The 20,882-nt window shown below is 58.2% G+C and carries 20 protein-coding genes and 1 riboswitch; of the genes, 11 read left to right on the top strand and 9 right to left on the bottom strand.

What is annotated here, in order from left to right; translation table 11 throughout:
• Positions 1–73: 73 nt before the first annotated feature.
• Both ftsY and ACR0D7_RS02295 read right to left on the bottom strand, forming a co-directional pair.
• Positions 74–1,237: a signal recognition particle-docking protein FtsY gene (gene ftsY, locus ACR0D7_RS02300; protein ID WP_480677569.1), complete on the bottom strand. Its 1,164-nt coding sequence runs from the start codon at positions 1,235–1,237 to the stop codon at positions 74–76.
• A gap of 58 nt (positions 1,238–1,295) precedes the next feature.
• Positions 1,296–1,934, bottom strand: coding sequence for a lysoplasmalogenase family protein (locus ACR0D7_RS02295; protein WP_480677568.1), 639 nt, complete (start codon positions 1,932–1,934; stop codon positions 1,296–1,298).
• A 126-nt stretch (positions 1,935–2,060) separates the two neighbouring features.
• On the opposite strand from ACR0D7_RS02295, the gene ACR0D7_RS02290 reads away from it, so the two are divergent.
• Entirely contained in the window at positions 2,061–2,456 is a 396-nt protein-coding gene (locus ACR0D7_RS02290) for a hypothetical protein (protein ID WP_480677567.1), read from the top strand.
• 7 nt (positions 2,457–2,463) lie between these two features.
• Here the strand turns inward: ACR0D7_RS02290 and xseA are convergent, their stop codons facing one another.
• The gene (gene xseA, locus ACR0D7_RS02285) at positions 2,464–3,957 is read right to left on the bottom strand and encodes an exodeoxyribonuclease VII large subunit (RefSeq protein WP_480677566.1); all 1,494 of its coding nucleotides are present in this window, start codon (positions 3,955–3,957) and stop codon (positions 2,464–2,466) included.
• Between the two features lie 75 nt (positions 3,958–4,032).
• Here xseA and purD point away from each other — a divergent pair, with 75 nt between their 5' ends.
• The gene (gene purD / locus ACR0D7_RS02280; protein WP_480677565.1) at positions 4,033–5,295 is read left to right on the top strand and encodes a phosphoribosylamine--glycine ligase; all 1,263 of its coding nucleotides are present in this window, start codon (positions 4,033–4,035) and stop codon (positions 5,293–5,295) included.
• A 92-nt stretch (positions 5,296–5,387) separates the two neighbouring features.
• Here the strand turns inward: purD and ACR0D7_RS02275 are convergent, their stop codons facing one another.
• Both ACR0D7_RS02275 and ACR0D7_RS02270 read right to left on the bottom strand, forming a co-directional pair.
• On the bottom strand, positions 5,388–6,134 hold the full coding sequence (locus ACR0D7_RS02275; RefSeq protein ID WP_480677564.1) for an FG-GAP repeat domain-containing protein: 747 nt from the start codon (positions 6,132–6,134) through the stop codon (positions 5,388–5,390).
• Positions 6,134–6,457 carry a 2Fe-2S iron-sulfur cluster-binding protein gene (locus ACR0D7_RS02270; protein ID WP_170324526.1) on the bottom strand — a complete coding sequence of 108 codons (324 nt, stop codon included), beginning with the start codon at positions 6,455–6,457 and terminating at the stop codon, positions 6,134–6,136. Before ACR0D7_RS02270 ends, ACR0D7_RS02275 begins: the two co-directional genes overlap by 1 nt.
• Before the next feature lie 127 nt (positions 6,458–6,584).
• Between ACR0D7_RS02270 and ACR0D7_RS02265 the strand changes: the two genes are divergently transcribed.
• Positions 6,585–6,953 (top strand): OB-fold nucleic acid binding domain-containing protein, encoded by a 369-nt coding sequence (locus tag ACR0D7_RS02265; RefSeq protein WP_480677563.1) that lies wholly within the window; start codon positions 6,585–6,587, stop codon positions 6,951–6,953.
• Between the two features lie 27 nt (positions 6,954–6,980).
• Here the strand turns inward: ACR0D7_RS02265 and ACR0D7_RS02260 are convergent, their stop codons facing one another.
• Positions 6,981–7,793, bottom strand: coding sequence for a class I SAM-dependent methyltransferase (locus ACR0D7_RS02260; protein ID WP_480677562.1), 813 nt, complete (start codon positions 7,791–7,793; stop codon positions 6,981–6,983).
• Positions 7,794–8,039: 246 nt separating this feature from the next.
• Positions 8,040–8,729 (bottom strand): glutathione S-transferase N-terminal domain-containing protein, encoded by a 690-nt coding sequence (locus ACR0D7_RS02255; RefSeq protein WP_480677561.1) that lies wholly within the window; start codon positions 8,727–8,729, stop codon positions 8,040–8,042.
• Positions 8,730–8,850: 121 nt separating this feature from the next.
• Positions 8,851–8,928, top strand: a riboswitch (SAM riboswitch).
• Positions 8,929–8,993: 65 nt separating this feature from the next.
• Between ACR0D7_RS02255 and metZ the strand changes: the two genes are divergently transcribed.
• The 5 genes from metZ to ACR0D7_RS02230 all read left to right on the top strand — a co-directional run bounded on the left by metZ (position 8,994) and on the right by ACR0D7_RS02230 (position 15,476).
• On the top strand, positions 8,994–10,184 hold the full coding sequence (gene metZ, locus ACR0D7_RS02250) for an O-succinylhomoserine sulfhydrylase (RefSeq protein ID WP_480677560.1): 1,191 nt from the start codon (positions 8,994–8,996) through the stop codon (positions 10,182–10,184).
• Between the two features lie 167 nt (positions 10,185–10,351).
• Positions 10,352–11,455, top strand: coding sequence for a GTP cyclohydrolase FolE2 (gene folE2, locus ACR0D7_RS02245; RefSeq protein WP_170381536.1), 1,104 nt, complete (start codon positions 10,352–10,354; stop codon positions 11,453–11,455).
• A 264-nt stretch (positions 11,456–11,719) separates the two neighbouring features.
• Positions 11,720–12,403, top strand: coding sequence for a hypothetical protein (locus tag ACR0D7_RS02240; protein ID WP_480677559.1), 684 nt, complete (start codon positions 11,720–11,722; stop codon positions 12,401–12,403).
• Between the two features lie 50 nt (positions 12,404–12,453).
• The gene (locus tag ACR0D7_RS02235; RefSeq protein WP_480677558.1) at positions 12,454–13,902 is read left to right on the top strand and encodes a TrkH family potassium uptake protein; all 1,449 of its coding nucleotides are present in this window, start codon (positions 12,454–12,456) and stop codon (positions 13,900–13,902) included.
• Positions 13,902–15,476 carry a thiamine pyrophosphate-binding protein gene (locus tag ACR0D7_RS02230; protein WP_480677557.1) on the top strand — a complete coding sequence of 525 codons (1,575 nt, stop codon included), beginning with the start codon at positions 13,902–13,904 and terminating at the stop codon, positions 15,474–15,476. Before ACR0D7_RS02235 ends, ACR0D7_RS02230 begins: the two co-directional genes overlap by 1 nt.
• Positions 15,477–15,526: 50 nt before the next feature.
• On the opposite strand, the gene ACR0D7_RS02225 is transcribed toward ACR0D7_RS02230, so the two are convergent.
• The gene (locus ACR0D7_RS02225; RefSeq protein WP_480677556.1) at positions 15,527–17,266 is read right to left on the bottom strand and encodes a serine protease; all 1,740 of its coding nucleotides are present in this window, start codon (positions 17,264–17,266) and stop codon (positions 15,527–15,529) included.
• 205 nt (positions 17,267–17,471) lie between these two features.
• Between ACR0D7_RS02225 and ACR0D7_RS02220 the strand changes: the two genes are divergently transcribed.
• Positions 17,472–18,401 carry a glycine--tRNA ligase subunit alpha gene (locus tag ACR0D7_RS02220; RefSeq protein WP_480677555.1) on the top strand — a complete coding sequence of 310 codons (930 nt, stop codon included), beginning with the start codon at positions 17,472–17,474 and terminating at the stop codon, positions 18,399–18,401.
• Positions 18,402–18,409: 8 nt separating this feature from the next.
• On the opposite strand, the gene ACR0D7_RS02215 is transcribed toward ACR0D7_RS02220, so the two are convergent.
• Complete coding sequence (locus ACR0D7_RS02215; RefSeq protein ID WP_480677554.1) at positions 18,410–19,042, bottom strand: MarC family protein; 633 nt, start codon at positions 19,040–19,042, stop codon at positions 18,410–18,412.
• A gap of 91 nt (positions 19,043–19,133) precedes the next feature.
• Here ACR0D7_RS02215 and ACR0D7_RS02210 point away from each other — a divergent pair, with 91 nt between their 5' ends.
• On the top strand, positions 19,134–19,655 hold the full coding sequence (locus ACR0D7_RS02210; RefSeq protein ID WP_480677553.1) for a DUF6446 family protein: 522 nt from the start codon (positions 19,134–19,136) through the stop codon (positions 19,653–19,655).
• Positions 19,656–19,662: 7 nt separating this feature from the next.
• Entirely contained in the window at positions 19,663–20,877 is a 1,215-nt protein-coding gene (gene gltS / locus ACR0D7_RS02205) for a sodium/glutamate symporter (protein ID WP_480677552.1), read from the top strand.
• Positions 20,878–20,882 lie beyond the last annotated feature (5 nt).

The following is a 20,882-nucleotide window of genomic DNA, read 5'->3' as shown; positions in this document are numbered from 1 at the left end:
TGCTTGGTGAAGAGGCTGGGGGCTGTCTGCCCCCAGACCCCCGAGGATATTTTTGGCCAGATGAAGTTGCGGGTCAGCTTTGGCCCAAGCCGGTCAGGGCAGCGGCGAATTCTTCGGGGTCGAAGGGGGCGAGGTCGTCGATTTGCTCTCCTACACCGATGGCGTGGATGGGCAGGCCAAACTTGTCTGCCAGTGCCACCAGAACGCCGCCTTTTGCGGTGCCGTCTAATTTGGTCATCACAAGGCCAGAGACGTCGGCCAGCTTGCGGAAGGTTTCAACCTGACTCAGTGCGTTCTGGCCGGTGGTGGCATCCAGAACCAGCAACGTGTTGTGTGGCGCGGTCTCGTCTTTCTTGCGGATCACTCGGACGATCTTGGCCAGTTCCTCCATCAGGTCGGCACGGTTTTGCAGGCGGCCTGCAGTGTCGATCATCAGAAGGTCTGCGCCGTCTTCCTGCGCCTTAGTCAGAGCGTCGAAGGCAAGGCTGGCGGGATCGGACCCTTCCGGGGCGGTCAGGACGGGCACGCCTGCGCGTTCGCCCCAGACCTGTAGTTGTTCGACCGCGGCGGCGCGGAAGGTGTCTCCGGCGGCGATGACGACCTTTTTGCCTGCTGATTTGAATTGACTGGCCAGCTTGCCGATGGTGGTGGTCTTGCCTGAGCCATTCACGCCAACGACCAATACCACCTGCGGTCGTTTGGGGTAGATCGGCAGGGGTTTGGCGACAGGTTCCATTACGCGGGCGACTTCTTGGGCCAGCAGCTGTTTGATTTCCTGGGTCGAGAGTTTGCGCCCATAGCGCCCCTCGGCCATGTTGGACGTGACGCGCAGGGCGGTGTCTACGCCCATGTCCGAGGTGATCAGCAGCTCTTCGAGCTGTTCCAGCATGTCGTCATCCAGCGTACGGCGGACGGCGGTTTTGGCCTCGTTGCGGCCGAACAGACGGCCCAGCATACCTTTGGAGGGCGCGGCCTCGGGTGGCGGGGGTGCCGGTGTCGGATCAACTGGTGCGGGTTCAGGAACTTCAACCGGTTGAGGAGCTGGAGTGGGCTCTGGTATTTCAGGCACCGGTTGCGGAACTTCTGGCACGGGTTCCGGTTGTGGCTCAGGGTCAGGAATAATCGGGTCCGGTGCGGTCGTTTCCTCACCGCCATCCTCGACGATGGCCTCAAGCCCCTGTTCGAGGCGGGACGAGGATTTGAACAGCTTGTCCTTTAGCTTTGAGAAAAACGCCATTTTTGGTCTCCGCAGGTGTTCTCCTCACCTAATGCGGTTTTGCGGCAGTTGCAAAGGGTCAGAGAAACGCGACCAGCAATCCGGCTTGTGCACCCCAGTAGAGGGACCAGACCATATATGGCGTGATTTTGAGGGCGGGATGATTTGCTGGCAGCAGAAGCTTTTCGGTCGCCAGGATCAGATCAGAAGCAACAAAGGCCAGGGCCGCAGGCAGGGCCCATCGCAGCGAACCGGTTTCCGGTAGTGCCAGGACTGTGATTCCCATTCCTAGAATGACCGGGATGTAGGCAAGAACGGGTTTTTTAAGCTCTCCAGCACGCGGGGCAAGCAGGGTTGCTGCCACGATGCCGAGGATGATCAGGGACCAGAAATATCCGGACCGGTCGAGGATCAGCGTGGGGTCGCTGGAGGGGTAGGTTAGAAACAGAGCGATATAAGCCAGATGTCCGGCGGCGAATGCGCCGATGCCGGCCATAAAGGTGTTGTCCGTTTCGCGCGACAACAGCGCGTCGCCAACGGCACAAAATGAGAGAGCAAGCGCCAGAGGCAGCGGAGCTTCGTTAAGTAAGGCGATCACGGCCAGAATAGCCACCGACGCTGTCTTTACGAACGACCGCAAAGTGGTTGCAGGGCGCGGCGAGAGGGGCAGATAGGCCAATGCAAAGACAGCTGCGACGTAAATTAAGGCGTTCGCCATGGAAACTTCTCCGTTTTCAGAAGCTTGGGGCGAGTAGTTGATTCACTTCAACCGGTGACGTTGAGGCAGATGATTATGTGGAAATGGTGATTGGCGCGGCTCAATCACATCTGACACAATGTGTTCATGCTCAGATTCCTTGCGATTCTTCTTTTTTTGCCGGCGTATTCCGCATCGGCCCAATCCGCGCTTTCGGGGGCGGATTTTGACGATTACACACGCGGGAAAACACTTTTCTATGGGTTTCAGGGGCAGGTTTATGGCGTTGAACGGTATCTGCCCAATCGCCGGGTAATCTGGTCGTTTCTAGATGGCGACTGCAAGGAAGGCATTTGGTACGAGCAGGGTGGCCAGATTTGTTTCCTTTACGAAGATCGTCTGGACCCGCAGTGCTGGGTGTTTACCCGATCAGGGAACGGCCTGATCGCGCAGTTCGAAGGTGATCCGGAGCAAACGGAACTTTATGAGGCCGAAGATATTGACGAAGAGATGGTCTGCTACGGACCGGATGTTGGTGCTTAGGCTTGTTTCAGAACAGTGACCCCTGATCTGGCGCGTCCTTTTTGGGTGCTTTCTTCGCGGTTGGCCGCGGCGCTGAGGATTGGCCAGTGTTCAGAATACCATCTGCAAACTCGATCTGTAGTGAGCTGTGCTTGGCGGCCTGTTCCTTGGTCGTCAGAACCTGATCATCGGCACGCACCACGGCATACCCTCGCTGCAATGTGGCTTTGTAGCTGAGTGTTTCGCGCAAACGATCGGTGGCGTCCAACTGTTGCCGCATCCGGTCCAGTCTTATTGTCTGGGCTGTGATCATGCGCTCACTTAGGCGGGAGAGGGTTTGACGCTGTACCTCGATCTCGCGCTGGATCGGGCGCAGAGACAGGCGAGAGGACAGGTTGCGGACCGCCTCCTGACGGCTTGTAACCAGGTTGCGCAAGGTCGATGGGCGTAGATGGGCCGACAGTTTCACCACTTGCAAATGGCGATTCTGCACACCGCGTTCCAGCGCTGGTGTCAAGCGATCTGCAATTAAATCAAGGCGTTGGCGCGGAGTGTTCAACAGGCTGTCTGGGCGCGGCAAGGCACGGGACAAGTCGCGCAGGCGCTGTGATCTTCGTTGAACGGCATCCGTTGCGGCGCGGGACAGACGTGCGCCTTGTTCGCCGGTCCACGCCAGCAGCTCCATCCGCACAGGAACCGCCAGTTCGGCAGCAGCGGTTGGGGTGGGTGCGCGGCGATCCGAGACGAAGTCGATTAGCGTGGTATCGGTTTCGTGCCCCACAGCCGATATCAACGGGATGTCCGAAGCCGCGGCAGCCCGTGCCACGATCTCTTCGTTGAACCCCCAGAGGTCTTCGATCGATCCACCGCCTCGGGCGACGATGATCAGATCGGGCCGTGGCAGTGCCCCGCCGGGCGATAGTTGGTTGAAGCCCTCGATTGCATTGGCGACCTCGGGGGCGCAGTTCGATCCCTGAACGGCCACTGGCCAGATCAAAACTTTGCGCGGAAAGCGGTCGCGCAGGCGGTGCAGAATGTCCCGGATCACCGCGCCCGAAGGCGAGGTCACCACGCCGACAATCTGCGGCAGATAAGGCAGCGGCTTCTTGCGTTCGGGTGCAAATAACCCTTCGGCCTCAAGCTGTTTCTTGCGCTTTTCCAGCAGCGCCATCAGTGCGCCTTGCCCGGCAACCGCAACCTCATCGACGTTCAGATTGTATTTCGACTGAGCTCCGAAGGCTGTGAGCCGACCGGTGACGACGACCTCAAGCCCTTCCTCAGGGACAACGGACAGGCCAGAGATTTGACCCTTCCACGTCGTGCAGGCCAGCACGTTCCGGTCATCCTTGATGTCGTAATATAGATGCCCCGAGCGCGCCTTGAACACGCGCCCGACCTCTCCACGCACACGGATTCGTCCGAACGCGCCTTCCAGCGTGCGCTTCACCTCACCCGAGATGTCCGAGACGGTATATTCAGGGGTGTTTTGGCCGGGAATTGGGTCGTCAAGCAAGTCGGACATTTCAGCGCCTTGTGTCAAATGCCTGCCCAGCTTAGAACGCCCGCAAGGCGAGGCCAAGCAGATCGGAGAGTAGTCATGAATATCCTCATTCTCGGCAGTGGTGGGCGGGAACACAGCCTGGCCTGGGCGGTGATGCAAAACCCCAAATGCGACCGGTTGATTGTGGCGCCGGGCAATGCCGGGATCGCGCAGATCGCGGACTGCGCCGCACTGGATATCGAGAATGGCGGGGCCGTGGTCAGCTTTGCCGAGGAAAACGCTATTGATTTCGTGATTGTCGGTCCCGAGGCGCCTCTGGCCGCCGGAGTGGCGGATCGCCTGCGCGAGGCGGGCGTGCTGGTGTTCGGACCCTCAGCGGCTGCGGCGCAATTGGAGGCCTCGAAAAGCTTCACCAAAGAGATTTGCGATGCGTCCGGTGCTCCGACGGCGGGTTACGCCCGGTTCACTGAGGCCGAGCCGGCGAAAAAGTACATTCGAGAGCAAGGCGCGCCGATTGTGGTCAAGGCAGATGGTCTGGCTGCAGGGAAGGGTGTGATCGTCGCAATGGACGAGCAAACCGCGCTGGACGCGATCGACGATATGTTCGGTGGTGCCTTTGGAGGGGCCGGGGCTGAAGTGGTCATCGAAGAGTTCATGGAAGGTGAAGAGGCCTCTTTGTTCGTTTTATGTGATGGCGAGGATATTCTCTCTGTCGGTACCGCGCAGGATCATAAGCGCGTAGGTGAGGGCGATACGGGCCTGAACACCGGCGGCATGGGCGCCTATTCCCCGGCGCCTGTTCTAAGCGCCGAGGTTGAAGAACGCGCGATGGAAGAGATCATCAAGCCCACCGTGGCCGAGATGAAACGGCGCGGGATGCCGTTTCAGGGCGTTCTCTATGCCGGTCTGATGATCAAGGACGGCCAGCCGCGTCTGGTGGAATACAACGTGCGCTTTGGCGATCCCGAGTGCCAGGTTTTGATGATGCGCCTTGGCGCGCAGGCGATGGACCTGATGCACGCCGCTGCCGAAGGCCGACTGGGTGAGGCTCGGGTGAACTGGGCGGATGACCACGCCCTGACCATTGTGATGGCGGCAAATGGGTATCCGGGTTCGTATGAGAAGGGCAGTGTGATCAAAGGATTGGAGGACCTGCCCGAGGATAGCGGGAACATGGTTTTCCACGCCGGAACCAAAGCCTCGGACGGGCAGGTGCTGGCCTCGGGTGGTCGTGTCCTGAACGTCACCGCGCGGGGCGAGACACTGCAGGAGGCGCGGGATCGGGCCTATGCAATGGTGGACGGTATCGACTGGCCCGATGGGTTCTTCCGTCGCGACATCGGCTGGCGGGCGCTTTGATCCCAAAGCCTCCCGCGCCCTGACGCTGCATCAAAGATGCAACGCCAAAGGCCTTGGGCCGGGCAGCCCGCTGGTGCGGGCTGCGGTTGGGTCTAGTGTGTGCAGGTCAAAGCCTGTTTCATTGCTTTGCAGCTAAACGGGGATAACGTCTGCGTTTTCCAACCTTTTTCATGTCTGACGCTGACGATCTGTTGCCAGCCGGCGCTGACGACGATCATTTCGGGGCCGGTGCCGCAATCTCTGATCCCGCCAGTGATGAAGTCTTCACCGATCCTGTGGTTGGTCAGGCCGGGCAGGGTAGCGATCTCGGCCAGGTCTCCATCCTTGAAACGCCAGATTCGCAGGGTCTTGGCCAGATGAGGCCGGTCGATATAGGCGATTTCCACAAAGCCGTCGCCGTCCAGGTCTGTTGCGCCAATTGGCGCGAGCCAGCGAAACCGGGTGCCGATATGAGGCGTGGCGGCGATTTTCCTTCCGCCATTGTCATAGATCGCCAGTTGAGCGCCTGTTCGATTGTGGGATTCGACGACAATGACCTCTGGTTTGCCATCCAAGTCTATATCTACCAGTCGTGGAGCCAGGTCTTCAAACACCCGATCTGAGGGCAGCCGGATGGTGAGCGTGTCGCCTTGGACCGTCAATTCCAGCGCGCTGTACTCGATATTGTCGCCCAGGACACCGTGAGCATAGCGTGTGGTGGGTTCTGTAAAGCGAGCGCTTGTAATTGTTTCGGCAACCGCAGGCGTTTCTCCCGCCAGCCACAAGCTCAACGCCAGCAGCGCGCCGCGTACCCGATCTTGCCACAGGCGGACGGATAAGCGCGGCGCTTTGGCGATCATCAGATCTGTTTTTCGGGCATCTGTACCACCAGACCGTCCAGTTCATCCGTGACCTTGATCTGGCAGGTCAGGCGCGAGCGGGCAGGGTCGGGCTCGTAGGCAAAGTCCAGCATGTCCTCTTCCATGTCGTCTTTGGCTGGAACCTTCTCGACCCAGTCGGGGTGGAGGTAGACATGGCAGGTCGAGCAGGCGCAAGCGCCGCCGCAATCGGCCTCGATGCCGGGGATGTTGTTGTCACGGGCGCCTTCCATGACGGTCAGACCATTGGCGACCTCGACTGTATGTTCGGTCCCGCTGTGCTCGACATAGGTGATCTTTGCCATTGCGTGCGTCTTCCTTTTTCGATTGTCGAAGTCTTCCTTAGTGAAGGCATTTAGGTCTTTCCAGCCTCATTTGCGACTCTGCACGCCGTGTGTGGACTTTCTCACCACATGTTCTATTTTTGTTCACATGCTTGTTGCCCCTATCCCTGCTTCGCGTAATAGCGACTGGCCGCGCCCGCCATCCTGCCTGCCCGCAAGCCGATTGAATGATCCGCCCGAGGGCGCGCGTGTGACGGTGGCTGGGCTAGTGATCCTGCGCCAGAGGCCGGGGACGGCCAAGGGGGTGATCTTTGTCACGCTTGAGGATGAGACCGGCATCGTGAACGTGGTGGTCTGGCGCAAGATTTATGAGCAGTTCCGCCGTGCAGTGATCTCGGGGCGTCTGCTGAAGGTCACAGGCCGGATGCAGCGGGCGCATTCAGTGACCCATGTGATCGCGGAAGAGATCGAGGATATCTCGGCCATGCTGGATGTGCTGGTGCGGGGTGAGGGGTAGGTCCGCTATACAGACAACGCGGACGTCCTATTTCCTTGCCGTCAGCGTAAGACATTCCGCTGGAACGGCGAGACCATCGTCATCATGACAGTGCGAAAGCTCGGCCACAATCTCTCCGATCAGCTTATCATGCTCAGTCTCGGATAATTCAGCCATGGTTCCGGCAATTGGAGAGCCTGCGATTGCCCCAGCGATGAATGCATCCGGATCGGGGTGGCGAGCAAACTTCACATCAAAAGTGACATGCGCGTTGCGGAATCCGGATCCCGAGGCCAAGTCGTGTAGGCGCTCGCGGTCACCAAGTGAATAAACCATTTCCCATGGCGCAGTAGTCCCGTCGCCGAAATACCTGTCGAGCACTTTTGCGAAGGAAGTACCAATTGGAGAACGAGTTTTCCAGACGCTAAGGGCAATCCGACCACCGGGCTTTAACACGCGCGCCATTTCGGCCATCGCACCGGGCTTGTCCGGCATAAACTGGAGGCCCTGCTGGCAGAGCACCACATCGAATTTGGCATCGTCCAAGGGTATCTCAGCGGCGTCGCATTCTATCCATGTGATGCCAGCAATACCAGCCTCGGCGGCAAAGCGCGCGGCTGCATTTAGCATATCAGCGCTGACATCGGCACCGGTTACGTCAGTGGCCTGTCCCGACCGGGCGGCGGCGGTGCGAGCCACCACGCCAGTCCCGCAGGCGACATCAAGGACCCGATCCCCAGAGACAACATCAACGGCTTCTACCAGTTCTTCAGCTGCGCGAGCCAATTGGGCGCGGACCCAACAGCGTTCATAGACCTCCGGGCCGCCCTGTCTCAATTGAAAGCCTGAGTCGCCTTTCACTTTCTTCTCCTTATTGCTTCACGGCGGATCGTCGGCATTTTGAGATGGTGAACCGGAGCCTCTTTCTGGAGTGACTTTGGCGAACACGCCGTCGATCCGGGCATTTCGACAGAAGAGAATGTTTGTCTGATTGGGTGGAAGCGTATCACAGAGCATTTATATCCCAAAACACTGGAAGAAGAGGAGTGATCGACTGCGCCATCAATTGTCCGCTTTGGGCTCGTACTGACATTGGATCAATGTGGCTTATCGCTTAAACAATACCCCCTGCGCCTGCTTGTCCCGATGATCCCCGCGCAACTCCGCATGCAACGCGCGCCCTGCCTGAACCGCCGGGCGTGCACTGACCGTTTCCAGCCAACGGGCGAAGTGAGGTTTGTCCTCCAGCACTTGTTGCTGGCCCTCCCACAGGCTGGCCCAGCCCCAGATCGACATATCGGCGATGGAGTAGAAATCGCCCGCAACGTATTCGTTCTCGGCCAATCGCCGGTCGAGCACTCCATATAACCGACCAACCTCGGTGCGATAGCGGTCTTTGGGATAGGGCAGGTCCTGCGGTGGCTCCAAGTTTGGGGCATATTTCAAGAAGTGATGCGCCTGACCGGCCATCGGACCGACGCCTCCCATTTGCCACATCAGCCATTCTTCGACCGCGATCCGGTCGCGTTCGGTTTGGCCATAGAACCTGCCGGTTTTGCGGGCCAGATACATCAGGATCGCGCCACTTTCGAACACGGAAACCGGCTCACCGTCCGGACCGTCGGGATCAACAATGGCGGGCATTCTGTTGTTCGGGGAGATCTTCAGGAACTCGGGGTCGAACTGATCACCTTTGCCGATATTGGTCAGATGGGTGGTATAAGGCAGTTCCATCTCTTCCAGCGCGATAGAAGCCTTCCAGCCATTCGGCGTGGGCCAGAAATATAGATCGATCATGATATCTCCTCAGCTTCAGAGGATCATGAGGTTTTCTGTGTAATCGGCAAGAGGGTGTTACGAAAGCGTGACAGAGTGGGGCCGGGCTTGACTGCCAGTGGCGCGCGGCGTATTTGCGTCGCGGAAGCTACGTGGCGATTTGTTACCGGATTGCGGGCCACGCTAAACAACACCGCTAAAAGGTCAGGATGAAAGGCCCCTTTCGCTTGACCGCGTCTGGGGTTTTTTTGATGCCCTTGCCAGACAAGGGTCGAGAGGATTGACATGAGCGAGAGCTGGAACAAACGCACCCAAGCCGTCCACGGCGGCATCCGTCGCAGCCAATATAATGAGGTCAGCGAGGCCATCTATCTGACCCAAGGCTTTGTCTATGAAAACGCCGAGCAAGCCGAGGCGCGTTTTCTGGAATGCGGCCCGGACGAGTTCATTTATGCCCGTTACGGAAACCCGACCGTGTCGATGTTCGAACAGCGTATTGCCGCGCTGGAAGGGGCGGAAGACGCGTTTGCAACGGCGTCTGGCATGGCGGCCGTGAACGGGGCGCTGACCTCGATGCTGAAGGCTGGGGATCATATCGTTTCGGCCAAAGCGTTGTTCGGCTCCTGCTTGTATATTGTCGAAAACATTCTGACCCGCTTTGGTGTCGATGTGACCTTTGTCGACGGGACCAATCTGGATGAATGGAAAGAGGCGATCCGGCCAGACACCAAGGCTGTGTTCTTTGAATCCATGTCGAATCCGACGCTTGAGGTGATCGACATTGCTTCGGTTGCTAGCCTTGCCCATGCGGTCGGCGCGTTGGTGATTGTGGATAACGTCTTTTCGACTCCGGTCTTCTCGCGCGCGATCGAGCAAGGTGCAGATGTGGTTGTCTATTCAGCCACAAAGCATATTGACGGGCAGGGGCGTGCGCTGGGCGGCGTCATCATCGGCACGAGGGATTTTATCCGCGGCACCGTTGAACCTTATCTGAAGCATACCGGAGGTGCGCTGAGCCCGTTCAACGCCTGGATCATGCTGAAAGGTCTTGAGACCATGGCGCTGCGGGTCAATGCACAGGCTGAAACCGCGCAGATGGTGGCAGAGGCACTGGAAGGTCATGGTGCACTGGAGCGGACGCTGTATCCCGGCCTGAAATCCCACGCGCAGAGCGCGCTGGTGCAGACGCAGCTTGGCGGCAAGGGCGGCACGGTCCTGTCGCTGGACATCAAAGGCGGGAAAGAGGCTGCGTTTGCCTTCCTGAACGCGCTGACAATCCCGGTGATTTCGAACAACCTAGGCGATGCCAAGTCGATTGCAACGCACCCGGCGACCACGACTCATCAGAGATTGAGCGATGAGCAGAAAGATGAGCTGGGCATCACCCCCGGCCTGATCCGCCTGTCCATTGGTTTGGAAGACGCTGGTGACCTGCTTGCCGATATTAAGCAAGCATTGGACGTTTCTCAGCGCTAAAACCGTTCTATATCCTGCTAAGCCCGGGTTGATACCGCATGATTGGGCATAAGTGTCACCTTCTGTGTGGAAACTCATCCGGGCTGTGCTTTGGAGCGTATACGGTTAAACTGGAAAATGCGTCGTAGCTGTATATAGTCCGGCGACCAACTGAGGAGCTCTGATCAATGAATCTGCACCCACGTGACATTGATAACGCACCTGACAGTGATGAGGCCGCCGCTGCGCTGAAAATCCTGCGCAAATGGGCCGAGTCCGTAACTGAGGCCGAGATCAGTCAGCTTGATCCGGCGATTGCACGTCTGGTGCCGGGGCTTGTTCCGGTCAATTATCCTTCTTTGTCACGTGACTATCCTGAAGAGTTTGAGGTTGACGCAGCCTATCGCGCGACCCTGCCAGATCTTCAGAACGGTCCGTCCAGCTTGATCCGAGGGGCCAAACAGCAGCTGCAACATGTGGGGATCTCGAATTTCCGCCTGCCGATCCGGTTTCACCGCAAACAGGGTGAGGACCTGACGTTGGAAACCTCGGTCACGGGAACGGTCAGCCTTGATGCCGAGAAAAAGGGCATCAACATGTCCCGCATCATGCGCTCGTTCTATAAACATGCCGAGCGCACATTCAGCTTTGAAGTTATGGAAGCTGCGCTGGACGATTACATGACCGATCTGGACAGTTTTGATGCGCGCATTCAGATGCGCTTTTCCTACCCGGATCGCGTGAAAAGCCTGCGCTCGGGGCTGGAAGGCTATCAGTATTATGACATCGCGCTGGAACTGGTCGAACAGAACGGCGTGCGCCAGAAGATCATGCATCTGGACTATGTCTATTCCTCGACCTGTCCGTGTTCTCTGGAACTCAGCGAACATGCCCGTTCGCAGCGCGGACAGCTTGCAACGCCGCATTCGCAGCGTTCTGTCGCACGGATTTCGGTTGTAGTGGATTGTGACGCGGATTGCCTGTGGTTCGAAGACTTGATTGCGCTCTGCCGTCGCGCGGTGCCGACCGAAACGCAAGTAATGGTCAAACGCGAGGACGAGCAGGCATTTGCAGAACTGAATGCTGCCAACCCAATCTTTGTGGAAGACGCCGCGCGCCTGTTCTGTGCCGAGCTTTTGGCCGATCACCATGTCGGTGATTTCCGTGTGGTGGCCAGCCATCAGGAAAGCTTGCACAGCCATGATGCGGTGTCTGTTCTGACCGAAGGTCCGACCTTTGTTTCCTCCAGCCTTGACCCGCGCCTGTTCTCGACTCTGTTCCATGTTGGGTGATTGAGCAGCGCGATCGAAAGTCTCAAAGTTAGACTATAGGCGAATTTTTGCCGCACCGCAGCGAATTATGCTGCGCGCGCACTGCCTTTCGCGCTAAAATATCTAAGTATGCAGCCGTGGCGTGCGATCACGCCACTCTGAAAGGAAACCGAGACGTGCGACGCCCCGGGACTTCAGGCCTTGTTATCCCGTTCGAGAAATTCGGACGGAGTGCGGACGATCTTTCTTTTAACGGCTGTATCGCTTTTACAGGAGAAATGACGAATGAATCCGATTACCCAACCGCTGGAATTCCAGGTGGCGGCTATTCGTATGGCCGGCTATGCGGTTAGCAACCAACTGAAGATCATGCAAATTTTTGCCAACTCGGCGATGGAGCTACCGTTCGTTCCGGTGCACGCGCTGCACGCATCCTGCTCGGTTCCTGCGCCAGCAGCACCCAAGCCAGAATTCAAGTCTAAAGCGGCTGTCACCAAGCCCAAGGCAGCACCAGCGTCGAAAGCCAAATCTGCGACTCGGGCCAAAGTGGCACCCAAACCTAAGGCCGAATCACCAGTGCGGGTCACGGCCAAGGCTCCGGCTGCTCCGGCGGCGGCAAATTCGGCCAACAAGGCAAAACCGCAGGCACCGAAACCCGCGGCTGCGCCCGCAAAGCCTGCGGTTCGAGCTCGTCAAACCGCTGCGGCAGCCAAACCCGCAGCCCAAAAGGAAACGGCCAAACCGGCTGCCGTAAAACCTGCATCTACGCCAGTGGCTGCAAAAGCTCCGACAAAACCCGCCGCGCGTAAACCTGCGACCCCTAAGGCTGCGGCGAAACCCGCAAAAAGAACTGCGGCTCGAACAGCAGCAAAGGCTGAACCTGCTCAGGCTGCACCACCACAGCGCCGGACGCGCGCGCCGTCGAACCCGCCCGCAATGCCCACACCCGCAAGTAAAACGGACGAGTAATCGGGACATCCGCTTGACACAGTCGTGCAGGCGCGCCAACGCTGCGCCTCATGACGGACATGCGCCCGGTTGGATATGTGATTGGCCTGTTGGTCGCCATTCTTGGGGCGACCATGCTGCTGCCTATGCTTGCGGACCTCATCGAAGGTCGGGGCGAGTGGCATGTATTTCTGGAAAGCGGCATCATCACCATGCTGACCGGTGTTGTGCTGTCTATCAGCTGCTCCAACGGGGTAGGCGAAGGTCTGACAATCCGTCAGACCTTTTTGCTGACCACCGGTGTCTGGGTGGCTTTGCCGTTTTTTGGTGCAATTCCGTTTCAATTGGGTGCGACGGAACTGCGCTTTGTCGATGCGTATTTCGAGGCGATGTCCGGGCTAACCACCACCGGTTCGACCGTTATTTCCGGCCTTGATGATTTGCCCCAAGGGCTGTTGTTGTGGCGCGGGGTGCTGCAATGGCTGGGCGGTATCGGGATCATTGTGGTCGCCATGGTGTTCCTGCCCGAGCTTCGAGTAGGCGGGATGCAGATCTTCCGTTCGGAAGGTTTCGAAACGATGGGGAAAATCCTACCGCGTGCTCAAGAGATTGCGGGCCAAATCTCCCTGATCTACGTCTTTCTGACCTTTGTATGTGCTCTGGTTTACGCCGGTTTGGGCATGGGTTTCTTTGACGCCGCAGTGCATGCGATGACGACCATCGCGACCGGCGGGTTCTCGAACTATGACTCGTCCTTCGCGACGTTCTCCGGCCCGACCGAGTACGCGGCCTCGGTGTTTATGATCCTCGCGGCGCTGCCCTTTGTCCGGTATGTTCAGTTCGCAAACGGCAATACAAATCCTCTGTGGCAGGACAGTCAGATACAGACCTTTCTTGCCACGATCATTGTATTGGTTGTGGTCATGGCAGTGTTCCTGACATCGGTCTTTCCGCACAATTGGGAACAGGCGTTTCGCGAATCGCTCTTCAACATCACCTCAATCATTTCCGGCACGGGGTATGCCAGTGTCGATTATATGGGCTGGGGCAGTTTTCCCGTCATGCTGTTCTTTTTGATCGGATTGATCGGAGGCTGCGCGGGTTCGACGGCCTGTTCGATCAAGATATTCCGCTATCAGCTGTTGTTTGCGTCGATCAAAACACAGATCCGCCGCATACGGTCGCCACATGGTGTCTTTATCCCGCAATATGGCGGGCGCACGATCGGAACGGATGTCCTGACCTCGGTGATGAGTTTCTTTATGTTCTTCGTTCTGTCGCTGGGCGTGTTGGCCTGGGCGCTTGCTTTGACGGGGCTGGACTTCATTACCTCGGTCTCGGGCGCTGCCACGGCGCTGGCCAATGTGGGACCGGGGCTGGGTGCGCAGATCGGACCTTCGGGAAATTTTGCAGGGCTAAACGACACGGCCAAGTGGTTGTTGTCTATCGGTATGCTGGTCGGACGGCTTGAGTTGCTGGCCGTTTACGCCCTGTTCACCGTTCAATTCTGGAGAAACTGATGAGAAGACCACTGGGTGCCCAGATTTCGCACATGCTGAAAGATCGCGGCGTTGATGTGATTTTCGGGATTCCCGGCGTGCACAATCAGGAAATGTACCGGGGCATAGAAGAGGCGGGGATCACCCATGTTTTGGCCCGACATGAGCAGGGCGCCGGGTTCATGGCCGATGGCTATGCCCGGGCAACTGGTAAACCGGGCGTCGCCTATGTGATTACAGGGCCAGGGCTGTGCAACATCATGACACCAATGGGGCAGGCCTACACGGATTCGGTGCCGCTGTTGGTGATGTCATCCTGTCTGGACGAAACGCAGGCAGTTCACGGACAATTGCACCAGATGAAGGATCAGCGCGCCGCTGCCGAGACGGTGACGGATTGGTCGCGTCAGGCGAACACCGCCGAGGCTGCTTATGGTCTGGTCGAGCGTGCTTTTGAAGAATTCGAACTTTCACGCCCGCGTCCGAAACACATTCAGGTGCCTATTGCACAGCTTGAGGCCGAGGCCGATCCGGCACCGTTTCCCAATCAACCCGGTCTACGGGCACAGGTCTTGCCACCGGATGTCGCGCCGGTGCTATCCTTGCTGAACATTGCGCGCAGGCCCTTGTTCATTCTGGGGGGCGGGGCACGGTCCAATCTGTGGAGACAGATTCTGACCCAACTGGGCGCGGCCTGTTTCACAACCTATGCAGGGCGCGGCATGGCGGGGCAGGGATACGCGTTAGATTTTGGAGCAATGCTTCCGCGCCCCGGCAGCGTTGAGGTCATCGGTTCGGCTGACCTCGTGGTCGTAGTAGGCGCGGAACTCGGCGAAGTCGATCTTTGGCGAAACAAATTAGGGCACTCCGCCCACTTGGTGCGCATTGATCTCGACCCCAAGGTTCTGTCTGACCACCACCGCGCAGGAATCAAGTTGCAGGCGGACGGTCAAAGCTTTGCCAAGGCGCTTTGGGGGGCGATAGATCATGTGAAACCCGCGACGGGCTGGACACCTGAGGAAGTTTCCGAAGCCCGAAGCCGCTGGAGGGCTGAGTTGGATGTCGAACGCCCGGGTATTGTACCGGTGCTAAATGCTCTGCGTGAGGCCATGCCCGCGGATACGATGATCTATTCCGACATGACCCAACTCGCTTATGTAGCCAAAGAGGTTTGGGACATGGTCTATCCTTACCACTGGCACCATCCGACCGGATTCGGCACGCTGGGCTATGGCTTGCCGGCCGGAATTGGCGGAGCCGTAGCGCGTCGTGGCAAGCCAACGGCGGTGATCGCGGGGGATTACGGGTTTCAATACACGATGGCGGAACTGGGCGTGGCGGTCGAACTGGGCCTGTCGCTGCCAATTATTCTTTGGGATAACGGCAAGCTGAAAGAGATCGAGGATAGCATGGTCCATGGTCAGATCGCGCCTAACGCAGTGATCGCGCGCAACCCGGATTTCTGCAAGCTGGCCGAGTCATTTGGCGCCTTGTCCGCTGCTCCGTCCAGCTTGGACGAGATGCACGCCGCAGTACGAGCCGCCTTTGCAGCACCGGTTCCAACTCTGATCCGGCTAACGCCCGACGTCGTTTAGCCAAAAAAAACGCCGCCCGAAAAGGCGGCGTTTCTCTCTTTTGGGTATCATTAGTCCCAACAATGCACCAGTACGGTCATTCCATTGGCCCTGCGGCTCAGCTCATTGGGTGAAATTTCCGATCCCGGCTGACCGGGCTGAGCGGTCACACCCGCTTTTTCCAAGACGGTGTTCAGCCGCTCTGCAGTGGCGGCCAGACTGACCGAGGCGGGCAGGGTGCGCCCGTCAGACGGGGTAGGCAGCAACATGCCGACAACCTGACCGGCGTCATCAAACACAGGACCGCCTGCGTCGCCTGGCTGGGCCGCCAAGGCCAGACGCTTCACGCCGTCTTCCCCGTCCAACCCGCGCACGTCTGTGATCTGGCCATAGGTTAACGTCGGCGCGCCCAACGCCCCTTGATACGAGAAACCGGATACCGCGACCTCAGATTGAATACGGGGTTTGGAATCGCTGAATTCGGCAATATTGATCGGGGCAAGACTGCGGCGGGGGCGCAGGACAGCTATGCCTAGATCGGCATCAGCCCAAGCTACTTGAACCTCCTGATCGTCGCTCAGGGTGATCCGGGTGCAACTGTCGGTGGCCTCGGACACGGTCAGGATCGTGCCGCTGGTATCCGTGAAAAAACCAGAGCGGGACAGGCGCGGCTTGCGAATCTGCAGACCAGAGATCAGATCGATTTTTTGTTCTGCATCCCCGCCCGCGCCAGCGTCCAATACGGCGTTGTTTGTCGCGAAGCTGGCTTTGATCGCGGCCAGAACCCGCGCCCGGCGGTCCTCATCCCCCTCGGGCCAAACCAGCGTAAAGCCCTTGATCTGCCCATCGTCCAACGCCGCTTGTGTATAGGATACGATGCCATTGCCACGACCTTCCAGCGTAAAGCGGTTGCCGCGCAGCTCTCTGGGCCCGTCCAAAGGGACAATCTCAAGCGATTGCATTACCTCGTAAAGGGCGCGCAGTGTGGCCTTGTCGCCCTCCTGACTTATCAGCAGTGCTTGGGCGTCAAGATCCGCTTTGCTTTTGAAATGCGCAAACGGGGCCTCGTAGCGGTCAAAGCCAATGACCCCCAGAGGCAGGTTCACGTCGATTCCTGCCTGCGAGTCCGAATAACGCTCCATGCCAACGCTGATCAGCGGTGCGTTGTAGTCGTCCATCAGCGCCTTGCGCTGTGATGTTGTCAGAACGCCTGTGGATTCAAAACCGTTGAAACGCTGCCAGTCACCCATCGAGCGCCGCGTCCCCTGACCGAATGCACCGTCGATCGTAGAATTGTAAAACCCCGCGGCTTGAAGGGCGGTTTGCAGGTCACGACGTTCTTGCGCGGTCAGTAGACGTTCGGATTGCAATGCTTGGGCGCGTGTTTCATCCGAAGGTTCGGGCGTCAGTCCCGACACGGTTGGGGTGGGTTGCGGCGTGCTGTCGACCGGTGGCGTGACCACGCCCCGGTTAAGGATATTTGCTCCGACAGGCCAGAATTGCTGATCCAAAGAATTAGAGAAGGCAATATAACTATCGGCCGGAATCTGCCCCTCGGCGCGATAAACGCGCAAAACCTGCTCGGCATCGCTGCGCAAATAAGGTCCAATAACAATGGCATACCAGCCAGAGCTCAAGCGAAACCCGTTCACATCAGGCAAGATGTTTGCATAGGCTTGCGCGCGTTCCTGCGCTTCGCGCAGCGAAGGGCGTGCTTCGACCTGAACCCAGACGCCGGTGTCCTGTTGCGCTGAAACGGTATGCGCGCCGATATTTATAAGAAATAAAATTGCAGTGAATATGCGTATCATTGTCTGCCCGTGTCCGCAGTGTTTTAGCTTTGCGGCAGAGTATGCGATTTGAGACGCAGAAAGCCATGCCCGTAATACGGGGAATTTCCAGTGTGGCGGCGCAGTGACAGCAGAGACCCATTGGCCCGTTGACGCCCCTTGGCCCCTTGCATAGGAAGGGCAAAACCGACCGGAACCGGGCGCGGATGTGCCCAAAGGGAATGTCATGACCGAACCGTCCAGCGCACCACGTTCTTTTCAGGAAATTATCCTGCGGCTTCAAAACTATTGGGCCTCGAAAGGCTGCGCGATCCTGCAGCCCTATGACATGGAGGTCGGCGCTGGCACGTTCCACCCGGCGACGACGCTGCGCGCGTTGGGGGCAAAACCATGGGCCGCGGCTTATGTGCAACCTTCGCGTCGCCCGACCGATGGCCGCTATGGCGAGAACCCGAACCGATTGCAGCATTATTATCAATACCAAGTGCTGATCAAACCCAGCCCGCCGGACCTGCAAGAGCTGTATCTGGGCAGCCTTCAGGCCATCGGTATCGACATGAACCTGCACGACATCCGCTTTGTCGAGGATGACTGGGAAAGCCCTACGCTGGGCGCATGGGGATTAGGCTGGGAGGTCTGGTGTGATGGCATGGAAGTCAGCCAGTTTACCTATTTCCAGCAGGTCGGCGGCCACGACTGCGCGCCGGTATCCGGCGAGCTGACCTATGGTCTGGAGCGTCTGGCGATGTATGTGCTGGGCATCGACCACGTTATGGACATGCCGTTCAACGATCCTCAGTCAGTCAGCCCTTTAACCTATGGCGATATCTTCAAGCAGACCGAAGAAGAATACGCCCGGTGGAACTTTGATGTGGCCAATACAGAGGTTCTGCTGCGCCACTTCGAAGAGGCCGAGGCCGAATGCGCCAGTATTCTGGCGCAGGAACATGATGATCCCAAGACTGGCAAGCGCATTATCATGGCGCATCCCGCCTACGATCAGTGCATCAAAGCCAGCCACATTTTCAATTTGCTGGATGCGCGGGGCGTAATTTCGGTAACGGAGCGGCAGGCTTACATCGGCAGGGTTCGGGCGCTGGCCAAGCAATGCGCCGACGCTTTTGTCCAGACCGGAGCCGCCGGGTTCGAGGCCTGATGGGGCGCTCAGGCCAATCCTGGCAACAGCACTTTCAGGCCATCCGCTATCATGCCGATTGCGATGGCCGACAGGATCATGCCCATGAAACGGCTCATGATCACGCGGGCGTTGTCCGACAGCCGTTTGGCCAGGGCCGAGGCGTTCCAAAAGGTAACAAACAGCAGGAGCAGGACCACCAGAAACACGCCTGCATAGATGATGGCATCCATGGGCTTTGCGATATGGTGAGCGTACAGGATCAGCGTTGTGATCGTGCCGGGGCCAACCAGAATAGGAAAGGCCAATGGGTAAAAGGCGACCGTCGCGGGTTCGGGATAGGCTTGTTTTTCCCCCTTCGTTCCGTGGTGCGAGGTGCTTTCGTTGCCATTCAGCATGTTCAGCCCGATCATGAGCACGACGAGTCCACCTGCGACGCGCAGGTCGTCGACGCTAATCCCGAAAAGACCCAGGGTTTGGTTGCCGATGGCCGCAAAGGAGCCGCCGAGGATCAGGCAATAAGTGGCCGTTTTCACCGCAACCTTACGCTGGTCGTTTGGCGTCAACCCGTCGGTTACGCTGAGGAATACGGGCAGGTTGGTGATCGGGTTCATGATCGCAAACAGCGCGCCGAAGAATCCAACGGCAAGGGTCATGTCCATTCGAATAGCCTCGTTCCGACCTGTATCAGATTGGAAACTGGCCTATTTTCTGCCGAGTTGAAAGAGGCCGCGTGATCAGGATGTATCGAAGATGACCGGAAAACTGCTTGCAATCATCCTTCTTGTTTCCGCAGTGTTGGCCGGGGTGGGCATGTATTACCTGCAGGTCTACGGGTTCTACTATAACGTTGAGGCCAGACCGGGGCAGGATGTGGCATTGCTGGCGAAAGGGGCGGCTGAGCCGCAACCGATACCCTATTCGGCGTTTCAAGCAATTGATGCGGACAGTTCACCGATCCGATACCGGGCGTGTTTCGAAACCAATCTGACGAGCGAGGAACTGGAGACCTTTCAGTCAGTCGAAAATCCCGAACCGCTGACAGCGCCGGGTTGGTTTGATTGCTATGACGCCGTGGCAATCGCCGAGGCGCTGAAGTCGGGGCGGGCGCAGGCATTTTTGGGCACCAAGAACATCCATTATGGCGTAGACCGAATCGTGGCCGTGACCACAGATGGCAAAGGCTTTGTCTGGCACGCGCTGAACAATTGCGGTGAAAAGGCATATGACGGAACGGTGGTGGGTGAGGAATGCCCGCCGCGCCCAGGAAGCTGAGGATGCAATGACCGACGCCGCAATCGAGATTCCCAATTTTCTGACCGCCACTCTTGGCATCGCCGTCTATCTAATTGGGGCTGAGATTAACGCCCGCGTTGCGGTGTTGCGCCAGTTCAATATTCCCGAGCCGGTAACGGGTGGTCTTCTGGCATCCTTCGCGCTGCTGTTTCTGTATTTGACAGTAGGTCTAGAGCTGAATTTTGACCTTGCCTCGCGGGACTTTCTGCTGGTCGTCTTCTTCGCCGGGATTGGTTTGAACGCACGGTTGTCCGATTTGATTTCCGGCGGTAAGCCCTTGTTGTTGTTGCTTGTTCTGACGTTGGCCACGATCATCGCACAAAACGCTGTTGGTGCAGTAGGCGCGGTTGCATTTGGGTATCCGGCTCAGGCCGGGGTGCTGTTTGGATCGGCCTCTTTGATCGGGGGCCACGGCACGGCCATCGCCTGGGCGCCCGAAGTCGGCGCGGTGACTGGCATGACCGGTGCGACCGAACTGGGTGTGGCCGTGGCGACGCTGGGGCTTGTGCTGGCGGCATTGGTAGGAGGACCGATTGCCCGGTTGCTGATCGAGGGCAAAGGTCTGACCCCGGAGCGACCGGGCGAAGAGCACACGGTTGGCCTGCCGGACAAACCGAACGAGGCTGAGGCCAAGATTGACCACCTGACCATCATGCGGGTTCTGCTGCATCTGAATCTGGCGATTATCTTTGGCTATGCTCTGAACGAAGCGATCGACGCCACTGGGCTAAAGCTGCCCTTGTTCGTACCTTGCCTGATCATGGGTATCGTCATCGCCAATTTGCGCACGGCCATCGCTCCCAAAGCACCACCTGTGTCGCGTACGCCCTCGCTGGCGCTGATCTCGGAATTCTCACTGGGTGCGTTCCTGGCGATGTCGCTCATGAGCCTGCAGCTTTGGACCATTGCCGAGCTAGGGCTGGCCATCGTCGTGATTATGGCCGCGCAAACCCTGTTTGCCGTGGCGTTCGTGATCTGGGTGCTATTCCCGGTGATGGGCGGCAACTATCGCGCTGCAGTTCTGTCTGCAGGGTTTGGTGGCTTTGCTTTGGGTGCAACCCCCACTGCTATCGCCAATATGACCGCAGTTACCAAGCGATATGGCCCGTCGCCTATTGCCTTTATCGTGTTGCCCCTTGTATCCGCCTTCTTTGTGGATATCGCCAACGCCATCGTCATCCAGACGATCGTCAATTTCTAAGGACC

It is taken from the genome of Ruegeria sp. BB7 (genome assembly GCF_056539365.1).
The sequence above is the reverse complement of the archived record's forward strand: the minus strand, read 5'-3'. Positions and strand labels throughout refer to the sequence as shown.